Source organism: Wolbachia endosymbiont of Aedes albopictus (assembly GCF_024804185.1).
GTDB classification, from domain to species: Bacteria; Pseudomonadota; Alphaproteobacteria; order Rickettsiales; family Anaplasmataceae; genus Wolbachia; species Wolbachia pipientis_B.
Window position 1 is genome coordinate 649,151 of sequence record NZ_CP101657.1, and the last position, 19,801, is coordinate 668,951.

At 36.0% G+C, this 19,801-nt stretch carries 13 protein-coding genes and 1 tRNA gene; 9 read left to right on the top strand and 5 right to left on the bottom strand.

Annotated features, from left to right (window positions below; genetic code table 11):
• Positions 1-50: 50 nt before the first annotated feature.
• The 4 genes from NHG98_RS03360 to NHG98_RS03375 all read right to left on the bottom strand — a co-directional run bounded on the left by NHG98_RS03360 (position 51) and on the right by NHG98_RS03375 (position 2,605).
• A complete protein-coding gene (locus NHG98_RS03360) occupies positions 51-236 on the bottom strand; it encodes a hypothetical protein (RefSeq protein ID WP_259245270.1) in 186 nt (61 codons plus the stop codon).
• The gene (locus NHG98_RS03365; protein ID WP_096617118.1) at positions 217-741 is read right to left on the bottom strand and encodes a hypothetical protein; all 525 of its coding nucleotides are present in this window, start codon (positions 739-741) and stop codon (positions 217-219) included. The genes NHG98_RS03360 and NHG98_RS03365 overlap by 20 nt, the downstream gene beginning before the upstream one ends.
• Positions 742-801: 60 nt before the next feature.
• Positions 802-1,032, bottom strand: coding sequence for a hypothetical protein (locus tag NHG98_RS03370; protein ID WP_096617116.1), 231 nt, complete (start codon positions 1,030-1,032; stop codon positions 802-804).
• Between the two features lie 121 nt (positions 1,033-1,153).
• A complete protein-coding gene (locus tag NHG98_RS03375) occupies positions 1,154-2,605 on the bottom strand; it encodes a replicative DNA helicase (RefSeq protein ID WP_096617114.1) in 1,452 nt (483 codons plus the stop codon).
• A gap of 114 nt (positions 2,606-2,719) precedes the next feature.
• Between NHG98_RS03375 and NHG98_RS03380 the strand changes: the two genes are divergently transcribed.
• A tRNA-Leu gene (locus tag NHG98_RS03380) sits at positions 2,720-2,802 on the top strand.
• Positions 2,803-2,824: 22 nt separating this feature from the next.
• Entirely contained in the window at positions 2,825-3,421 is a 597-nt protein-coding gene (locus NHG98_RS03385; RefSeq protein WP_096617112.1) for an RDD family protein, read from the top strand.
• Between the two features lie 33 nt (positions 3,422-3,454).
• Here the strand turns inward: NHG98_RS03385 and lysS are convergent, their stop codons facing one another.
• Positions 3,455-5,119, bottom strand: coding sequence for a lysine--tRNA ligase (lysS, locus tag NHG98_RS03390; protein ID WP_096617110.1), 1,665 nt, complete (start codon positions 5,117-5,119; stop codon positions 3,455-3,457).
• 107 nt (positions 5,120-5,226) lie between these two features.
• Between lysS and NHG98_RS03395 the strand changes: the two genes are divergently transcribed.
• The 7 genes from NHG98_RS03395 (at position 5,227) to NHG98_RS03425 (ending at position 19,768) form a co-directional block, all read left to right on the top strand.
• Positions 5,227-5,523 carry a type IV secretion system protein VirB3 gene (locus NHG98_RS03395; RefSeq protein WP_007548615.1) on the top strand — a complete coding sequence of 99 codons (297 nt, stop codon included), beginning with the start codon at positions 5,227-5,229 and terminating at the stop codon, positions 5,521-5,523.
• Between the two features lie 9 nt (positions 5,524-5,532).
• A complete protein-coding gene (locus tag NHG98_RS03400) occupies positions 5,533-7,938 on the top strand; it encodes a VirB4 family type IV secretion/conjugal transfer ATPase (RefSeq protein WP_096617108.1) in 2,406 nt (801 codons plus the stop codon).
• Positions 7,931-10,408 (top strand): TrbL/VirB6 family protein, encoded by a 2,478-nt coding sequence (locus tag NHG98_RS03405; protein ID WP_096617106.1) that lies wholly within the window; start codon positions 7,931-7,933, stop codon positions 10,406-10,408. The genes NHG98_RS03400 and NHG98_RS03405 overlap by 8 nt, the downstream gene beginning before the upstream one ends.
• 33 nt (positions 10,409-10,441) lie before the next feature.
• A complete protein-coding gene (locus tag NHG98_RS03410) occupies positions 10,442-12,826 on the top strand; it encodes a TrbL/VirB6 family protein (RefSeq protein WP_096617104.1) in 2,385 nt (794 codons plus the stop codon).
• The gene (locus NHG98_RS03415) at positions 12,823-15,774 is read left to right on the top strand and encodes a TrbL/VirB6 family protein (protein WP_096617102.1); all 2,952 of its coding nucleotides are present in this window, start codon (positions 12,823-12,825) and stop codon (positions 15,772-15,774) included. Before NHG98_RS03410 ends, NHG98_RS03415 begins: the two co-directional genes overlap by 4 nt.
• A 90-nt stretch (positions 15,775-15,864) precedes the next feature.
• Positions 15,865-19,143, top strand: coding sequence for a TrbL/VirB6 family protein (locus NHG98_RS03420; RefSeq protein WP_096617100.1), 3,279 nt, complete (start codon positions 15,865-15,867; stop codon positions 19,141-19,143).
• On the top strand, positions 19,097-19,768 hold the full coding sequence (locus NHG98_RS03425) for a WD_0853 family protein (protein WP_410543653.1): 672 nt from the start codon (positions 19,097-19,099) through the stop codon (positions 19,766-19,768). Before NHG98_RS03420 ends, NHG98_RS03425 begins: the two co-directional genes overlap by 47 nt.
• The last annotated feature ends 33 nt before the right edge of the window (positions 19,769-19,801 follow it).

Here is a 19,801-nt window from a genome sequence, read left to right on the forward strand (position 1 = left end):
ATCCAACAGTTTTATTACTCTCAGCACTATTACCTTCTTCAGAAAACAGATTAGGGATAATATCTCCCTCTATAATCTCTTCCAGGTCCTACGAAAATCCTATTAAGCCCACAAGTCATAAAGACAATGCTTACTAGAGTTGTGAATAGTAAAGATAAGGATGAGGTACCATCTTCTGTGCTATCAACAGGATTGCCTACTGCACTAGACGAGTTACTAGAAATTACGTCCAGCATTTATACCATGATGTGCTAAATCTATTATTGTTACTACTATTGTTCCTACTATTGCTCCTACTGCTACTACTCCTCCTGCTATATCAGGACTGCTTTGCTGAACCCATGCACCCCAGCTTTGACCATTTCCTTCTTTAGCTGGCTGATTTTCTGGGCTAGAAACCTCAACATTGTTATAAGGACGTTGCATAGTAGGATTAGGGCAAGTAACAGAATTGCCTACTACACTAAACAAGTTGTCAGCAACACAAAATCCACCATTTTCTGTGCTATCAACAGAATTGCCTACTGCACTAGACGAGTTGCTAGCAACATCAAGTACAACATTTGCAGCAATATATACTAAACATGCTACCCCTGCTACTATCTTAAACTTGTTTTGCCGAACCCGTGCACCCCCGCTTTGACCATTTCCTTCTTTAGCTGGCTGATTTTCTGGGCTAGAAGCCTCAACATTTTTATACAGAAGTGCACTAATGTTAGAAGGTAAACCCTTAGCCTTCAACCCTGCCCTTGCATTTTCTACTTCCCGCTTCCTTTGAGCTACACAACTTTCAAACTTTCCTTATTGAGAAATAGTATTAGTATTGTTTTTGCTAATTGCTACAGCTGAAAGTGCAATGGCTACAGCAGAGAGTACAGCACAACCAATAATAAATGGTAGGCCAGTACTTAATGCTGCAACTGGAGCTAAGAAACCAACATAAGGAGCTGCAGCAAACACTCCAGATGCTAATAAAGTGAAAGTAGCCAGAGTTCCAGCCATATAATAGGGTACATTGCCTTTACTTATCATGATTATTCCTCATGTATTATAAAATATAATACCATTATAAAAGGATTTTTAAGAAACTGTCAAGCTACCTTTACATAAAAAAACAATCAACAAACTTGGGAACAAGAAGATTGCTGCCAAGCTACAAACTATGCCTTTCCGTGTAATCTTTAAATGCACCTCTGTTAGAGTCAAAATATAGCTTTACACTGCCAATCGGCCCATTTCTCTGCTTTGCAATAATGAGCTCTGCAATGTTTCTAATTTTTTCCATTTTCTCTTGCCATTCCCGATGTTTATTGTTTCCTTCATTTGGCTGCTTTCTTAATTCATAGTATTCTTCTCTATAGAGGAACATCACTATATCTGCGTCTTGCTCTATGCTTCCTGAATCACGTAAATCAGAAAGTTGTGGTTTTTTATCATCCCTCTGCTCAACAGAACGAGAGAGCTGAGATAGTGCAACAATGGGAATATTCAGCTCTTTTGCAATTGCTTTCAAACCCTGCGTCACTTCCGAGATTTCTTGTACTCTATTTTCATTACTTCTTTTTGTTGTTCCTCTGATTAGCTGCAAATAATCAATGAATACCACTTCTACATTATATAATTGATACAACAAGCGTATTCTGGTGCGAAGGGCACTAATTGATAGTGCAGGAGTGTCATCTATGATGAAAGGCAGTTCAGATAATTCTGTACTAGCATTGATAAATTCATGCAATTCAAAATCACTAATTCTCCCGGTTAATGCCTTATAATAACTAATCCCTGAATCTATAGTGATCAGCCTTGCGGTTAATTGTTCTGCTGACATTTCAAGTGAGAAAAACGCTACATAGTGTTGTTTATCTGCTCTTTTTTGCAACATCTTACAAGCATTAAGTGCGATGTTTAGCGCAAGTGCTGTTTTACCCATAGAAGGCCTTGCAGCTAAAATTAATAAATCAGATTTTTGTAGGCCACCAAGAAGCTGATTTAGATCTTGAAGTCCGGTTGTAACGCCCAGCGCTTCTGGATTATTTTTCAGTGTGCTGATCTTCTCAACTACGTCTTTAATTGAACTTGCAAGTTTTATATATGTTTTCTCACCTTGTTTTTTTACTGCTAAGTTGAACAATTTTGTCATTGCTTGTTCAATTTGCGCCTGTGCAGGATTTTCAATATCGTAGTTGTAGCTATCACCAACTATTTCTTGCCCGAGCTTAATTAAGCATCTCCTTAAGTAAGTATCACGGATTATTCTAGTCAAACTATAGATATCAAGTGCAATACTTGCCTTTGCTGCAAGCTTTGCTAAGTACTCTATCCCACCACACTCGGTAAACGCTTGGTCGTTCTCAAAAAACATTTTGAGGCTTAGTTCATTGGCAACTATACCGTGTTTCCTGGTTTTGGATATTTGCGTAAAGATACTCTGATGTAATGGATCATAGAAATTCTCTGCCGTAATTGTATCTTCAACTGCATCACAGATTCTATTATCACGAATCATTGCGCCAATAAGCATTTGCTCGGCTTCTAAATTATGCGGTAATTTACATATTTCCTTATCTACACTTCTTGAACTGAGGAGACTAGCTAATTCATTCATTTTAAGTTTTGAGAGTAACTGTTGATTATTGTAGAATATTTAGTCCTCATTTGAAAGATGTAAAGGCAAAAAAATTTGACTAATTCCGTGTTGCCTATAGCATTAAAACTTAATGCCCCTGTGGTGGAATGGTAGACACGGCAGACTCAAAATCTGTTGCTTGCAAAAGCATGCTGGTTCAAGTCCGGCCAGGGGCACATTAAATATTGGAAAGCATATATGTTACATAAATTTTTTAATCGTTTATTTTCTATTTTTTCTTCTATAAATGTTATTCAAAAGGTAAAGAAAGATGAAAATGGGATATGTTATGTAACAGGACTTAGGCGCTATATATCAGTATTGCTTGATTTGATTATTATCGTTTTGTTCTTGCAGTTTTGCAGCCAAGCCTTAAATCAGCTCTTTATGAACTCAGAGGATAGCAAAATATTAAGTCAAATTGCTGCAAAATACCAAATGCAAGCGCTACTGTCTGCAGAAGAAAAGACAACGCAGAGTAGACTTATAAAATTACAAATCCTAAATCAAATAGTACAATGCATTATGCTCTTTTGCTATGTAACATATATGTGGGTAAGGTTTGCTGCCACACCTGGAAAACTATTACTTGGTCTTAGAGTTGTGGATGCACAAACTTTCGAAAAGATGACCCTAAAACAAGCAACAAAGAGATTTTTTCCCTTTATATTGTCAGCTGCACCATTATTCTTGGGCTTTTTATGGTCAAATTTCAACAAACGCTGTCAAACTTGGCACGACAAGATCGCAGGCACAGTGGTTGTCACGAGTAAAAGCCTTAGAAGGCAGAACTAAAAACTAAAGAGCTCAAATGAAAGAAGGTAAACTCTAAAGTATACATTTAGTAGCGCTTTCTATGAGAGAAATCGTATTATCTATTCCATAAAGCTTTATGAAAGATCCCATTCTTGGACCGGTTTTTTGGCCAAGTAACATTTCATATAATAGCTGAAACCAGTCACGTAAGTTGGTATAATCATATTTTTTTCCAATAGAAAATACCTGAGATTGAATTTCTTCAGCAGTAACAGTTGTAGATAGAGAATGTAAAGTGTCCTTCAAATCTAGTAATGCTTCTCTCTCTTTTGCATTTGGAGTTTTATATGATTTTGTTGGTTTGATAAAATCGTGGTAATACTTTACTGCAAAGTCTGAAAGTCTATCAAGCATTTTATTATTTTCTGGTGTGACGCTTGGTGCATAAGAGGATATAAAACCCCATATGATCTCTTTGTTTTCAGCATTACAAGCCGCTGCTAGGTTTAAAAGTAGTGAGAAATTTATGCCTGAAGTTTCTATATTAGGAACATTGCCCTGGTGGATATGCCAGGCAGGGTTTGCTTCTGATGGCAATTTTGTCGTTAAAGCTTGCTTGCGCTCCTCAAATACATTCGAGTATTCTGCGGTGCTCACCTGCGCTTCCCCTAAAAATTTCTCATCATAACCAGGTTCTGTATGAAATTTACTATTTGTGTTTTCCCCGTTGTTCTCATTATAATGCTTAACAAACTCTAGATACTCATCAGTTGATTTTGGTATCACATCAAAATATAAACGTTTAGCTTTTTTAGGGCTCTGAAAAATGTACAATGCTAAGCTCTCTGTTGGTGCGTAAGTTAACCACTCTTCAATTGAAATGCCATTTCCTCTTGATTTTGATATTTTCTTTCCTTCTTTATCAAGGAAAAGCTCGTAGCAAAACAGAAGTGGTGGCTTTTCTCCAAGTATTTCACATATTTGACTTGAAAGCACAGCAGATGGAGTTAAATCTTTTCCGTGAGCTTCATAATTTACTCCAAATGCGGCCCACCTCATTCCCCAATCAGGTTTCCATTGCAGTTTACATTTTCCTTTTGTCACTGAAACTTCTATTTTTTCCCCGTTTGGGTCTTCATACGTGATTGTTCCTTTATCTGTATTTGTTTCAATTACTGGAACTTGTAAAACTTGGGAAGTTTTTGGACATATCGGCAAGAATGGACTGTAAGTCTGCTGCCTTTCTTCCCGAAATGATGGAAGCATTACGTCCATCACTTTATCATAATTTTTCAGCAGGAGTAAAAGTTTTTCATCGTAAACGCCAGATTTATAACACTCTGTTGCACTCCTAAATTCGTACTCAAATTCAAACAAATCAAGAAATTTACACAACAACAAATTCATGTGATGACCATAACTCTCATGAGTGCCAAATGGATCGGGTATCATAGTCAATGGTTTATTTAAGTGCTCCCTTAGCATCTCTTGATTTGGCACATTATCTGGTATTTTTCGCAAACCATCCATATCATCTGAAACTGCAATGATTTTGGTTTTTATACCAGGAGCTATTTTTTTTAATGCATTTACAACAACTGTAGTGCGGAAAACCTCTCCAAAGGTTCCTATGTGGGGTAAACCAGAGGGTCCATAACCAGTTTCAAATATTATTTCTTTTTTATTAGGAAACTCTTGCAATATTTTTTCTGCTTCTTGAAATGGCCAACTTATCATTATCTGGGTTAAATAATGTATCTTAACTTAAAGTGCTAGTAGTTTCAATGGATTTTTAATATAATGATATAGTATAGTGTTAGAGCTATTATTAGAAGGTTAAAGATATGTCCACAGGTAGTATACAAACAGATCAATTATTTAAAGGTCTTACAAGACCTGCAATGCTCTTTGGTGTGAGTTATATGTTTGCAATATTAAACGTCCTGATTTGCATGCTAATTTTCATTAATTCAAATGATTTGAGAGTGATTCTCTTAATGTTACCAGGTATACATGGACTTGGCTATATAGCTTCTGCAAAAGAACCGTTGTTTATTGAATTATTTATGGTAAAACTAGGAAAGTGCTCGAAATGTTTAAATCGTTTTTATCATGGAGCCAATTCTTATGATATTGCTTAATGTTGTGTGATGCTGAGGTTTAGGGCTATTCAATCAAAGAGTAAATCTACTCTGAACAGGGAAGTTCACGCTGCTGAATTTATTCCTTATTCTTGCTATTGGAATAGCACAACCTTGATGACAAAAGAAAATTGGTTGGTTAAGGTTATCAAATTAAGTGGCTTTGCATTTGAAACCGCCGATGACGAGGATTTAGTAATACAAAATAATATCAGGAATCAGATGCTCAGAAGCATTTCATCTCCTGCATTTAGTTTGTATTTTCATACTATCAGACGTAAAAAAAATATTTTTTCTGATGAATTTGCAAGTCAAGGTTTGCCGAATTTTTTCGCTAATCACGTAAATCTAAAATGGAGAGAAAAACACGCAACAAGGCAATCATTTATTAATGACCTATACATTACGATTATCCGTAGAGCGGACACAAAAGGAGTAGAATTTTTGTCATATCTACTAAAAAAATTCGGACATGTAACTTCAAAACATGCTTGGGAAAGTGATATGCGTGCCACGTATGAAGATTTAGAAGAAACGACAAATCGTGTAGTGACAAGCCTTAGGAATTATTCGCCTAAAATCCTTGGAGTAAAAGAAACTCCAGATGGCTTGTTCTGTGAAATAATGGAGTTTCTATCTAGAATTGTAAACTGTGGCTTCGTTACAAATACGCTTTTTCCGCTAAGAACTGAAATATCAAGATACTTACCAGTACATAGGTTATTCTTTGGCCGTAAGATGATACAGGTTGTGACTCATAATGGGAGTAAATATGCTGGAATAATTAGTATCAAAGAATATGGAAATCATACTTCTGCAGGAATGCTTGATTCGTTTTTACAACTTCCTTACGAGTTTATAATTACGCAATCTTTTCAATTTATAAATAGGCAAATGGCGATTGGAAAAATGCAGATACAGCAAAATCGAATGATACAGTCTGCAGATAAAGCTATTTCTCAAATAGCAGAAATTTCTCAAGCGCTTGATGACGCAATGAGTGGTAAGATTGCCTTTGGTCAACATCACCTGACTATTTTATGTATAGAAAAAAGTCCTAAATCATTGGATAACGCTTTGTCGTTGGTAGAATCAGAGCTTTCTAATTGCGGTGTTTATCCTGTCCGTGAGAGAGTTAACCTTGAACCAGCATTTTGGGCGCAAATTCCTGGTAATTTCGATTATATAGTGAGAAAAGCTACAATAAGTAGTCTTAATTTGGCTGGATTTGCATCTCAACATAATTATCCTACTGGCAATAAATTCAATAACCACTGGGGAGATGCTGTTACAGTTTTTGACACGACATCTGGTACTCCATTTTTTTTCAACTTTCATATAAGGGATGTTGGACACACTATGATAATTGGCCCAACTGGTGCTGGTAAAACTGTTTTAATGAATTTCTTGTGTGCCCAAGCGATGAAGTTTTCTCCAAGGGTATTCTTTTTTGACAAAGATCGCGGTGCAGAGATTTTCTTAAGAGCACTTGGTGGTATCTATACTGTAATAGAACCAAGAACTAAAACAAATTTTAATCCTTTGCAACTTGATGACACATCTGATAATAGAACATTTTTAATGGAGTGGATAAAGTCTTTAATTTCGGTATATAATGATAAATTTACTTCAGAAGATATTGCACGAATTAATGATGCAATTGAAGGAAATTTTAAATTAAGAAAAGAAGACAGGTTCTTGAGAAACCTTGTACCGTTTTTAGGGCTTGCAGGTCCTGATACTCTAGCTGGAGCAATATCTATGTGGCATGATAATGGTTCTCATGCTGCAATATTTGACAATAAAGAAGATTTGCTAGATTTTTCACGAGCAAGAGTATTTGGTTTTGAGATGGCTAGCTTGCTTAAAGATCCTGTTGCCCTTGGACCAGTATTGATTTATTTATTTCATAGGATTAGTATATCTCTTGATGGCACTCCATCTATTATCGTTCTTGATGAGGCATGGGCATTAATAGATAATCCAGTTTTTGCACCCAAGATAAAAGACTGGTTGAAGGTACTGAGAAAACTAAATGCTTTTGTGATTTTTGCTACTCAGAGTGTTGAGGATGCAAGTAAAAGTGCTATTAGCGATACGCTTGTACAACAAACAGCGACACAGATTTTTTTACCAAATCTGAAAGCTACTAGTGTCTATCGGGATGTTTTTATGTTAACTGAACGTGAATATATATTAATTAAGCATACAGATCCAAGCACTAGATTCTTTTTGGTGAAACAAGGAGTTAATGCTGTGGTAGCTAGAATAGACTTAAAAGACCTGGATGATATAATCAACGTATTATCCGGACGTGCAGAAAGTGTTCTATTGTTACACGATATATTAAATGAAGTTGGGGACAACCCAAAAGTATGGTTGCCTATATTTTATCAGAAGGTAAAAAATGTTTAAGACTAAGCTGTCATTGCTATTAATTGCGATATTTTTACTAAATATAGACTTTTTACTCTCATATCCAGTGCTTGCAGATGGAGTAAGTGGTACTGACAAGACAGAATTTGTTAGCAGATTTAATTCTACTGGCAGTTTCAGTCGTGCCTCTAATCCTGACTGTGGAGCGTTTAAGACAGGTGCAGCAATCGCTGGGATAGCAATTGCTATTGGTGCAGTATGGACTGGCGTTATTTTGATCGTCTCTTCTGCTGGTTTATTTACTGCTTTTGTTATTGTTGGAATGATAGCTGCAATTGTTGGGGTTTGGAAGGCGATAGGAGGACTTGTTGTTTGTGAGCATAGTTTTGTTAGACACCCAGTTGCACGTGACCATGATGGAAAATATAAAAACTTTGAATTAAAAGATACAGGTTATAGTGTCCACACAGATAAAAATTATCAAAAAGAAGACGAATATTTTTCTGCATTACAAGGAAAATCAGGAAAAGATGGAAGACAAACAGAAAAAGAGATTTTAGACTCTAACAACTCAGATACTATGAATAACGAATATAGGAATTATTTTTGGCCCAAAAATGGAGTGCAATACAGTGAATATGTAGAAGTATGTCATCGAAACCCCTTAACGTTTGGTAATCTTTTTAGTGATATAGACTTTGATGTTAGAGAGAAGGACACTGGATACGTAGATGGGTCATGGTCGCCAAAAGTTGATGGTGAGCTGAAATGTGAAGTTCTTAAAGCTGGGCAAAGCGAAACCATACATGGAGCTACATTCAAAGCAGTGAGAAAAATGGGCAGGTTGTGTGTGGAGCTGGCAAGTGTGAGAATGCTTGGTATCGAAATGACCCCTTGGCCGCAAGAGGTTGATATGGGGTGCACGGAATTACCACCTGACCCGCTTGCTCCTATGTGTGAAGAATCTGTGATGATATTCAAAAACAAGGATGGTACAGGAAAGGAAGAAATTTCTATTGGTAATGATGATAACTATAAAACTACTATCAGAAATAAAGAAAAAGAAGGAAAAATTTTTGTAGGTTACAACAATAAAGGCTGTTTTAGCTCGTATGTCTCTGAAGCTTGCTACAATCAGGCAGGGAGTAAATCATTAGCTCCTCTTCCCATCACTTCTATGATAGTGCAATGCATTAAGGAATCGTTAGATAATTTAGTTGCAGGTATTGATTCAAGTGGCAGTCCACTTAACGATAAAAATGGACATAGCAAGGGCAGTTTCTTATCTGTAGCACAGAAAAAGCTAAAAAACACCGTAACTGCTGTCCTAGTTTTGGCTTTGGTACTGTTCTCTATAAAAGCCATGTCTGGTGGAGTGCGTAGTCCGCAAGAAATGTACATGTTGATTATTAAATTCGCTTTAGTGATTTACTTTACAACAGGCAGTACCATGTCTCATTACTATGGAGAATTAACTTGTCTCTCAAATGGTTTGTCAGAAATAGTGCTGAAAGCTTCATCTGAAAGCAAAGGAATATGTAATTATGAAGCTAATGATTATAAATATAGTACAAGAAATTATAGCTACCTTGCTCCTTGGGATAGGCTTGATTGTAGGATTCTATTCTATTTAGGAGCACCTTTAGAAGGGATTGGTGGCAAAATTGGTACTGGAGGTGTTGCAACGTTAGCAGTCTTGCTTGGTGCTGCCCCTGTCTTGTTAGTTGCAGGTTCGATAATCGGTATTATTTTCGCTGGTGGACAAATTTTAGTAGCTCTTGTTTGTATATTTATGGCCATTCTGATGATGATGGTTATTTTGTGGCTGTGCTATGTGTTTATTTTATCTCTAGTTGCTTTAAGTGTAATCATCATTTTATCACCTTTGTTTATTCCTATGGTTTTATTCCAACACACTAAAGGATATTTTGATGGCTGGGTAAGAGAATTAATCACCTATAGCTTATATCCGGTTATCCTTTTTGCGTTTTTGTCCTTTATGTTCATAGCATGTGATAAAATTTATTTTAAAAATTTGAACTTTGAGTCGGACAAGAAATATGAGGATAAAATAAAAGCCTCGGGTGGTAGCAAAAAACAATGGTTTAAATTGAAAGATGGAGAATGTAATAACAATGAAACTACTCTAGCATGTATGATGCAAAACTATAGCTTTAAAAAGAGCAGCATACTTGGTCTATTCGACTTTACATACATGGAGTTTGGCAGCTCTCTCATCGGAGAATTATTAAAATTGTGTCTAGTGTTATTCCTCTTTTACCACTTTTTAAACATTCTGCCTAACATGGCTGCTGAACTTGCTGGTAACCATAGAGCAGCACTTGGCTCAGGTCATACACCTGGACAAATGGTGAGCAAAGCTTTATCTGTTGCCAAAACTGCTACTGGTGCTGTTGGTCAAGCGGCTGCTGCGGCTGTCAAGAAGGCAAGAGGTACTGGTGGAGGAGGTGGAAATAGTGGTAAAGGTTCCAGCGAAAAGATTAACTAAGGTGGCGGTGATGCTAGTTAAGGTAAGTAACAGATGCTTAAACGTTTAAGTAACCAAAACTTGGGTAAGCTATGCATAAGTTTTGTGGTGCTTTTTTTACTGTCTGGATGCGGGGAGGATCACTGTATTAAGCCAGAAAATTTATCAGGTTTGCGTGAAAAACTAGATATAGTGTCAACAGAGCAGAAGTGGGTTGATTCCGGTGTTAATATCTCAGATAGAATAAGAGTAACAGAGATTGACATAGTGTCTAGTAAGGTTAATTTTTGCCCTAAGCAGTATGCAGATTTTGCAATTGGGCCTGGGAGAAATGATGTTACATTACCATTTGCACTTGAAGCCGGTGATTCGATAAGCTTTAGTGTGATTGGAAGTAAAGTGTGTAAAGATAAAGAGAGTGAGACAAAAATCAGGTATTTGAAAATCGACGAAAAGTGTAGCGAGCAAGAAACGGAACATTTTGCACATGTTTTAAATCAAGAGAAATGCCAAGGTGGCAAGGATGGGATATGTCCTAATAAATATATAATAGGTGATGCGCAATGGTTGAGTGGAAGAGAGTACTGGTTTTCGAAGTTAGATCAAGATGAAAGAAAAAAGGAAATTGAAAATATTATTAACTCTATAAAACAAGGAAAAAATATAGATTGCAGCAAGCTTTCAGAGAGCAGTGCAAGTAAGATAGATACGTGCATTTTGAATTTACTCTGTGGACGTATATGTAAATTTCCTTCCGGCGGCGGAAACAAAGGTTGCGCATATATTGAATACAATAGTGTAGAAGGTGAGATATCCCGGTCTGATGTTAAAGCTATTAGTAAAATACTAAAAGAAAAACAGATAAAAACTGACATTACACTATTACGTGCTTACATGGATGATGAGAATTTTGAACACATTCTAGGAGGTGGCATATGTACTAACTGTGATCATCAGATAAGAAGGAGCCATGCAATAAACTCAGAATTAATTTTTACGTTAGGTGATGGTACTGGCAAGGGTGGTTTCAATATAAGAGTAATAAAGAACCACAGTCTAGAAAATAGTTTATATATAAGCGTTTCTGATAAATTCCCTGAGCATAACCCTGATGAAACCCAGGGAGATATACCTGTGGATATTAGCAAAGTTCATGACGTTCAATACATGGAAAGCTTAAAAGAAAAGTTAAAAGACAAAACAGGCACCATATATTACGGAATAAGAGACCATGGCTGCGATTACAAAAATGAAGGTCAGTTTAGCATTAACCTCACAACTAAAGAGCCACCTACAAGAACTTTTAGTGCAATCTATAATTTTTTTGACGAAAAAGTAAAAACTGCATTTTTTGGTTCCAGCTATAAAGACCCCAACGCGATTCACTCTGATACTAGTCCTGTAAAGTCGCTTTACGAAAGTTTTATAAAATCAAGCAGAACAAACACCATTAGATCTACGATAATATCGCTGTTAGTATTATACATAATCTTATATACCCTTTACTACTTTTTTGGATTAACTCATATTTCTATATATGAGTTTCTAATTATATGCGTAAAGATAGGAGTTATTACCCAGCTTCTGCAGGACAACAGTTGGAATTTTTTTTATAACAATGCATTTTCTATTTTTATTAACACCCCAAAACAGTTAATAGAAATAGCAAATTTCAGAGGCACTACTTCAAATGTTTTTGAGTTTCTTGATTTGCCGTTAAATAGATTTCTGTCATTGCATTCAGTATTGTTAATAGTATCTCTTATATTTTCTGGCCCTTTGGGCATTGTATCTTTTTGCTTGGTGTTTTGGGGTTTAATCACAGTGAGCTTATCTATTTTTAATGCCTTATTTTCTTTTATTACATCTATAGCAATAGTTGCGTTATTGCTTTCTTTAACACCTATTTTTATTATTTGTCTTTTATTTGTGCATACTAGGCAGATGTTCCACAACTGGGTTAAAAATTTAGCAAGATTTGCGATTCATCCAGTAGTGCTTTTAATTTTTATATCACTGATAAGTCAGGTTATGGATTATATCATATATTCAGTATTTGATTTTGAAGTCTGCTCTACGTGTATACTTAGTATTAACCTAAAGATTTTTAACCCTTGTATCTTCTATGGTTATGCTTCCAAATATACACCTAATATTACCGCTATGATGGCTTTTGTTATTTTGGGACACGCTATGGAAGCTTTAGTTGAAGCTTCTTCGAAAATATCTGACTCGTTGTTTGGTGTTTATGTGGCAAGCGAACCTGGAAAACAATATCAACAAAGCTTGCTGGGAATAGTAGGGTTAGATGAACAAAGCGTTCAAAGAAGACATGGAGGAGGGGGTTCTTCTCAACAGTCAGGTGCATCAAGACCTCAAATACCGCAAAGGGCTCAAGGACCTCAAGGGCCTAAAATACCTACAGGAGGCCCACAATGATAAGTAAAAGATTACTATTATTGATACTATGCCTCGCAGTCACTGGTTGCACAATGGATTGTGTTGAGCCTGGGTTACAGAGCAGAAATATCAGCGTTAATGTGGATGTTCCAGTTCATAAAGCAAATGAAGGAGTTAAAATTCATTGGGTTGATTCTGGTCAGATAATTAGCAAGGATGAAGAAATCAAATTCACCCTCGATGGATCAGTAAATTTTTGCCCTTTTAAAGAAGACAAAAATCCAAGGAAAGTACTTGTGCCAGCTGTGTTTTGTGTGGATGACTCAGAACCAGATTACGAGGGAGCTAGAGACATTAATAATGACAAGTTAGCTGACAATTTCGGTCTTGACGAACAAGAAGTGTGTAAAGGCAAAAGGTTCGGAAATGATCAATCCTATTATAGTAAGAGACGTTATGTAGACACTGGAATTAAAGTAAATCCTGGCGACAAGTTAAGCTTTAGCTTAGTTTCCAGAGATATGAAAATTGATTATAACAATCCAGGAGGAAAAGGTACCAGCTTTGATAACAATTGTTATAGCACTGAAACAGGAGATAAAAAAGCTACGATAGAAGACATGCTCAATGGAGGAACGTTTTATTGTGGAGATAATAGTAAAAGGACTACAGTAGAATTTCCGCAGCTTAGCAAAGAAAACATGGAAAAAAGGAGAGTGTTAGTTGGTAACGGCTACACTCCATACGATAATAAGGTGCATTTTAATAAAGATTATGTTAAAAACGAAAGTCCATGGATCAATGGTTCGCTACTCGATTTACGCCGCGCTAAAATAGGATTGAACGAGTTATGTGATGGAAAAAACTGTAGTCCTAATGAGAGAAAAAAGTACAGCTCTTATGAGCTTAACTGTTACTATCAAAATATATGTTACAACAAAGAGGGTATATGGAACTATGGTTCAGGTCAAGCAGGAAAACAAAACTGTGTTTCTTCTATAAGGTATAAGAAGTATGATAAAGGGAATACATGTGATATGTATTCTTATTTGGAGAAAGTGGAAGAAAATGTCAAAGCAGGTAGTTTTACTGAAGATGATAACTCTTGGGCTGAGGCTCTTGTTGCAAAAATTGGTGATCTTGATGATCAAGATACTGCTAAAGGTATTCAATGTTTTCCAGATAATGAAATAGGTGCAAGACAGGGTAATGTGTGTTCACAAATTAGTGATAATTTTGAGGATTTTTCTTTGAAGTTGAATGAGGATTATCCAGTAAATGACAAGGTAACTCCCGATAGCAGTGTGATGCTTGCTATTGCAGACCATGGCTATTATTACCGTAATAGGGGCGGGTACCATGTTAAAGTAACTAGGTCATGTAACTTTGATAGTGGTAAAAAATTGTATATGTACTTGGGTGATAACCTGCCAGAGGATCCATCTGCACCAGAGACTAATGATTTCAAAAAAGTAGAGAACTTGGATAAAAAAACAGAGGATAATGTGAACTATTATATAATAAAAGGAAGTCATTTAACAGATAAAGAATCTAAGAAGATATATTTTGGTATTGATGTAAGCAACGTAGAGAAAGATGACATTACGGACAAAAGCAAATATTACGAAAACAATAAGTATAGTGTAACTTTATTTGTTAAAAGAAAAATTAATGATTTTATTTCATCGAATGTAAATGGGATATTTAAATTTATAAAAGAAGAAGTAATTGGGGACAGCGTTAAAGATTCATACAAAGGATATGCAAGAGGTCTTCTTCAAGGAGTAAGAGCTTTGCTTACTCTATACGTGATATTTACTGTTGTTGGCTATATGCTTGGAACAATACAGCTAAGTAAATTTGATTTCATTGTAAGAATGTTCAAGATAGCATTTATAGCTTTTGCCTTTAGCGATAGAAGCTGGGAACTCTTTGGTACAACTTTATCCAGACTTTTTGTAGATGGTAGTACTTATTTAGTTGATAGCTTTTCTGGCTATATAGGGGAAGGGGGGAGAAAATTTGCATTCTTAGACTTAACAGCAGGAGTATTATTCACAGGAGAAACATGGCTGAAGTTTTTATCATTAATGCTCTCTGGTCCTTTTGGTTTTATTGCTTTTTTGGTAATACTCTACGCTACTTTTATGTTCTTAAAATGCATTATTAGCGCTACATTGAAATATGTAATATCTACTGTTTTAGTAGCGTTTTTATTGTTGTTAACACCTTTGTTTATCGTGTTTATTTTATTTCAACAGACTAAGTCCTTGTTTGATAACTGGATAAAAACACTGGCTCATGTTGCAGTACAACCAGTCATTATATTTTCATCCCTGTCCCTCTTAAACCAATTGATGTATTCAGTTTTATACAATCTCACGAATTTTTCTGCATGCTATCAATGTTTAATTAGTATCAATTTCTTATCATATGATTTCTGTCTCATGAAATCAATACTACCTCTTGGATATGGCCCTAGCACTAGCGTTGATGTTGCACTCAGTACCGGAGAAAGAACTGGCGGGCACTTTGCAGCATTACCTATAGATCTAGTCCAGGCACTAATATACTTCATTATTGCCAAAGCAATGGAAGCTTTCGTTGATGTATCAGAAGCTATGGCACAAGTAATATTCGGTTCTGGTTGGGGAGTTGCTGGCAGTGTTGGTCAAGTTGCTAAGAGCGCATCGCAAGCTATGCTGTCCACCGTTGGCCTTGATGATAAGACCCAAGGTATTATACAGAACATTAGGCAACAAGTGGGTAAAGATCGGACGGAAGTTGACGTGAAGGATAATTCCATGAGCCCTAAATCTAAAATACCAGAACAATCAGGTAAGCAAGAAGGTCCTGATAAAAAGGAGAGGGGGAGCTCTCAACCTGAAGCACCAAAACAATCAGGTCAGCAAAAAAATCCTGATGAAACAATAAGAAGTGATCCTAGTGATAAAGCTAAAAACAAGGAAGGAAATGAAGAGGGGTAAGATATGAATGATGTTATGGAGTAACTAATTAAAAAGATATTTTAAGTAAAGTTTTAGAAATTTATTTCTATATTTGGAAAAAGTTTAGATATGCAATCACGCTTAGGCAAATGTTGGTTTAGGGTATTACTTCTTGCAGCTTACGTGCTGATCATAGGTTGTAGTAAGAACGATATGCCTTTTCCAAGGTGCATATCTGCTGACTATTTCGGTCCTAAACCTATTGCAGTAAGCGCTCATTTTTCAAGCGACCACGGTGCTTTTATTCCAGAAGATGGAGAAGTTGTTGATCCTGAAACTGGAGAAATTAATTATGGTTTCCACCATAACCAGGTGGTGAAGTGGAAAGATACTGGATTAGAAACCAATGGAGATAGCTTAATAGTGCGAGTTAATGGTGCATGGACATCTTGGAGTAATAATAACAAGAAGGAATCTAAAAAAGGCAGTTATACCTTACAAAGCTTGGAGCAGTTAAAATATGCAACTAAATTTGAAGGCAAGTCAGGTGATAATAGTCTACCTGACTTTCACTTAGTTTGTAATGATTACAAACCTAGCATACAAAAATTTTCAAGTAAGCCTAATGCAAGTTGCACTGTAAATTGCAAGTGCATTAATGAAGATGATAGCGCAAATACAGTATCACGTGGTGCTCCATGTTGGTTTACCAATGGTCATGGTGCTTATCTTTTATTCAGAAGAACTTCTACAGATAAGAATGGTAAAAAAACCATTGAATCAGATCCTAATGAAAACCTGAAATCTATGCGTAATCCTGAATCTCTCACTGTGCATCTAGGTTACAACTCCGTGGCAGAAGATGGAAGCGGTCTTTTTACTTTAGACAGAAATAGCACTAGATTAAAAGACAGAAATTGTAATACGGTGAAGTTAGAAAAAGGATGGAAAATATATGTAAAAATATTAGATAGATATTACTTAGATAATGTAGGTGGCTACTCTTTTGATTTTTTGGGTGGAGTGCAGCAGCCAAGTAATTCCGGATTTTTTGATTATATTTATCACTACCTAAAATGTGTGTTATTAATCAACAAGAATTGTGAAAAACATTTTGACAGTAACGACCCTGCAGCTGCACAAGCTATGTTTCAAAACATAGCTGAAAAAAGTACGAGCTTTCACAATTTTGTTCTTTCCTTGCTTGTTCTATTTGTAATGATTTCATCGCTTCTTTATCTTTTTGGCATGATACGAGAAACTAAGCATGATATGCTCATCAGAATGATGAAAATCACTCTAGTAATAGTGCTTATATCTCCTGGAAGTTTTAGATTTTTCTATGATCATTTTCTCGTTTTATTCATCAAAGGCCTTGAACAATTGATAAGCATAATTACTAATTTTGCTCCCAACATGAACAACGGAAGTATTGCTCAAGGAGATGAAGCTAAGTTGTTTAGCTTTATGGAGGACATGTTCAATAAGTTTTTTGCTTATTCTGTTTGGAAAAAGTTTGCAGCGTTTTTACATTACCAAATGTGGGCAAGCCTCCTTATGATACCAGCAATTTTCATAGGAATTGTTTTATATCTTCTGCTATGTTTATATGCTTACATAATATTTCTCTCTGGCTTTATGGGTATAGCTTTTCTTATAGCTATCATGCCACTGTTCCTGATCTCTATTTTATTTTCACCGCTGAAAAGTCTGTTTGATGGGTGGATAAAATTCTGTATTAGTTTTTGCTTGCAATCGATCATGATATTTACTCTGCTGTCATTGCTGGCTGCAATTATAATGAACACCTTTTATAGGCAATTAGGTTTTACTGTATGCTACAATAAATGGTTTGAGGTAAGGTTGTGTGCTCCAAAATGGGTGTTTGGTGGTTTTTGTATCATTGATAAGCAGTACTTTGGTTGGACTCCAGGGCAAATTTTTGTACCTTACACTATCGGAGAAGCTTCTCCACTTAACATAGATAAAAGCATAGAAGGCATAGAAAAGATAAGCAGAGAAGGTGGTACAATAAAGTTTACTGGAGGCGCTGGATATATCCCTCTTCCACCGGATTACATTGAAAAAGGTTTTCGTTATATAGATTACCCTTTCTTTAATCCAATTCCTGGCACTAAAAATAATCCAGCAGACCATTATATAGCAGAGAGTGATATGGTAGTAGATAATAGCTGTAGTGCGAAAGATTTAGTGCGTTTAACAAATAGTTTATCCCATGTGTCAGAAAAGGCTGATATCCTATTGTTAATCAACAATATAGACAAAAAGATGGGTAGTATGGATAGTGAAATAACAAAGCACTACTGTCAATCTACACAAGATGGAACCGAATGCAACAATTATCGAAAGACGATAAATGATTATAGAAAAGGTATCATAGGACCAGATCTGAAAAGAGAGATAAAGTCTTTAGTGCAGAAAGTATTAGAACGACGGGGCTGTAGAGTACTGAAACTTCATGATTTATATAAGGATCCCAATAGTGACTACTGCCAGAAATGTAAAGATTGTGAGAATTGCAAAAATTATCAAGATAATAGCGATTACCAAAGGGTGCACGACATACAGAGAGGTTATTTAATCAATGCAGGGGAAATCTTTGTATTATTCTTGCTTTCATTTTTAATGTTCTCCCTGCGCGAGCTCGTACAACAAATGGGCTCAAGTATTGCAGGTGGTGGATACAGCGTTTACAGCATATCTAGCATGTATCATGCATCACCTTTAGCTGGTGTAGCAGAAGGATTAAAGCAGAAGTGGCAAGATTTTGCTGGTGGAAAACTAGAGTCTGCTGGCAGTTGGGCTACTCATTTACCAGACAGGTTAGCTGGAGGTGCAGCTAATCTAGTGGGCAGGATACCAGGAGTGGGAGGTGTGCTGAAACATGCTATTAATGTGCCACGTAAATTTGTAAGTGCCACTATTGAAGCAACAAAATTTCTAACTTCGCCTAAAAATGATGTTGATAAGCTTGAAGAAAAAATTTACAGGGCATTTGGAGTTGATAAAGAAGATATTGCACATAGAAGGATTAACAGATATTTGGAATATTATAAAGGATACGTGGGATCACACTTGGGCTATACGATAGAAGATGCTATGAAGTTTACTTGGAAGCATGGCCTTGATTCCGTAGGGAAGCATGGCTATGATCATAACCTACTCTATAGGGCGAAAGAATATAGGCGGGAATTCCTTGAAAGACTTCATGATTATACCATTGGGCGTAAGAGAGAACCAGAGAGATATAAGGATGAGGGTAGTAACAATCAATCAAGTGTGCCAGATCCAAAACAAGGCGAGAGCCAACCAAATGAATCAATAAAAAGAGGTGTACCGAATGAGCCAAGAAAAAGAAGAGGAGATGAGGGCAAGAATGAAGAATGATAAAAAAAATTTCGAAGGTCTTGGTTACTATAAATTGCAACAAGACGATAATGGCAATATAAAGTTAAATGACTATGATGACATCTTGAATGCGCGCAGAGCAAGAGTGGATCTATTATTAGATAATACATTGCCAGATAACGACATCGACTTCGTTAAATTGAATAAAGCTTTGAGTGAGAAATTTATAGATAATCATGAGTTGTTATCCGAATTTGATAAGGAAGATAAAGAAATTGCGCAAGAAGAACTTAAGGTGTTTAGTATTTTAGAAAGCCTTGAAGACCTCGAAAACGTGAAAAGTGAAGATTTATTAGAGGTTAGCTTATTACTATCGGATCTTAGCTTTATAGAGAGAAATGTTGTACTGAATACCGATCAGAATTCTGATCTCGCAAAGTTTAAAAGTCTATTTATTGAAAAAAAATCATCTGGTAAAGAATATAGTGATGAAGAATGTAAAGATTTCCTTGATGATATAGATAGAATCAATACTATAATTAAGTTAGAGTTAGAAAGCAGAATTGAAAGGATGAATCACGATGAAAAAAATGATTATGGTGATTTACAAGATGAGATTGGTCAAGAAATGAATGCAGCAGATAAATCAAAGAAAAACAATTAATTTTCTCGCAAGCGATTCTGATAACTTTTCCCT

Coding starts and splice junctions, on each gene's coding strand:
- NHG98_RS03395 (WP_007548615.1), top strand. CDS start 5,227: ATGTCCACAGGTAGTATACAAACAGATCAATTATTTAAAGGTCTTACA.
- NHG98_RS03360 (WP_259245270.1), bottom strand. CDS start 236: ATGCTGGACGTAATTTCTAGTAACTCGTCTAGTGCAGTAGGCAATCCT.
- NHG98_RS03405 (WP_096617106.1), top strand. CDS start 7,931: ATGTTTAAGACTAAGCTGTCATTGCTATTAATTGCGATATTTTTACTA.
- NHG98_RS03420 (WP_096617100.1), top strand. CDS start 15,865: ATGCAATCACGCTTAGGCAAATGTTGGTTTAGGGTATTACTTCTTGCA.
- NHG98_RS03425 (WP_410543653.1), top strand. CDS start 19,097: ATGAGCCAAGAAAAAGAAGAGGAGATGAGGGCAAGAATGAAGAATGAT.
- NHG98_RS03385 (WP_096617112.1), top strand. CDS start 2,825: ATGTTACATAAATTTTTTAATCGTTTATTTTCTATTTTTTCTTCTATA.
- NHG98_RS03370 (WP_096617116.1), bottom strand. CDS start 1,032: ATGATAAGTAAAGGCAATGTACCCTATTATATGGCTGGAACTCTGGCT.
- NHG98_RS03415 (WP_096617102.1), top strand. CDS start 12,823: ATGATAAGTAAAAGATTACTATTATTGATACTATGCCTCGCAGTCACT.
- NHG98_RS03400 (WP_096617108.1), top strand. CDS start 5,533: ATGCTGAGGTTTAGGGCTATTCAATCAAAGAGTAAATCTACTCTGAAC.
- NHG98_RS03410 (WP_096617104.1), top strand. CDS start 10,442: ATGCTTAAACGTTTAAGTAACCAAAACTTGGGTAAGCTATGCATAAGT.
- lysS (WP_096617110.1), bottom strand. CDS start 5,119: ATGATAAGTTGGCCATTTCAAGAAGCAGAAAAAATATTGCAAGAGTTT.
- NHG98_RS03375 (WP_096617114.1), bottom strand. CDS start 2,605: ATGAATGAATTAGCTAGTCTCCTCAGTTCAAGAAGTGTAGATAAGGAA.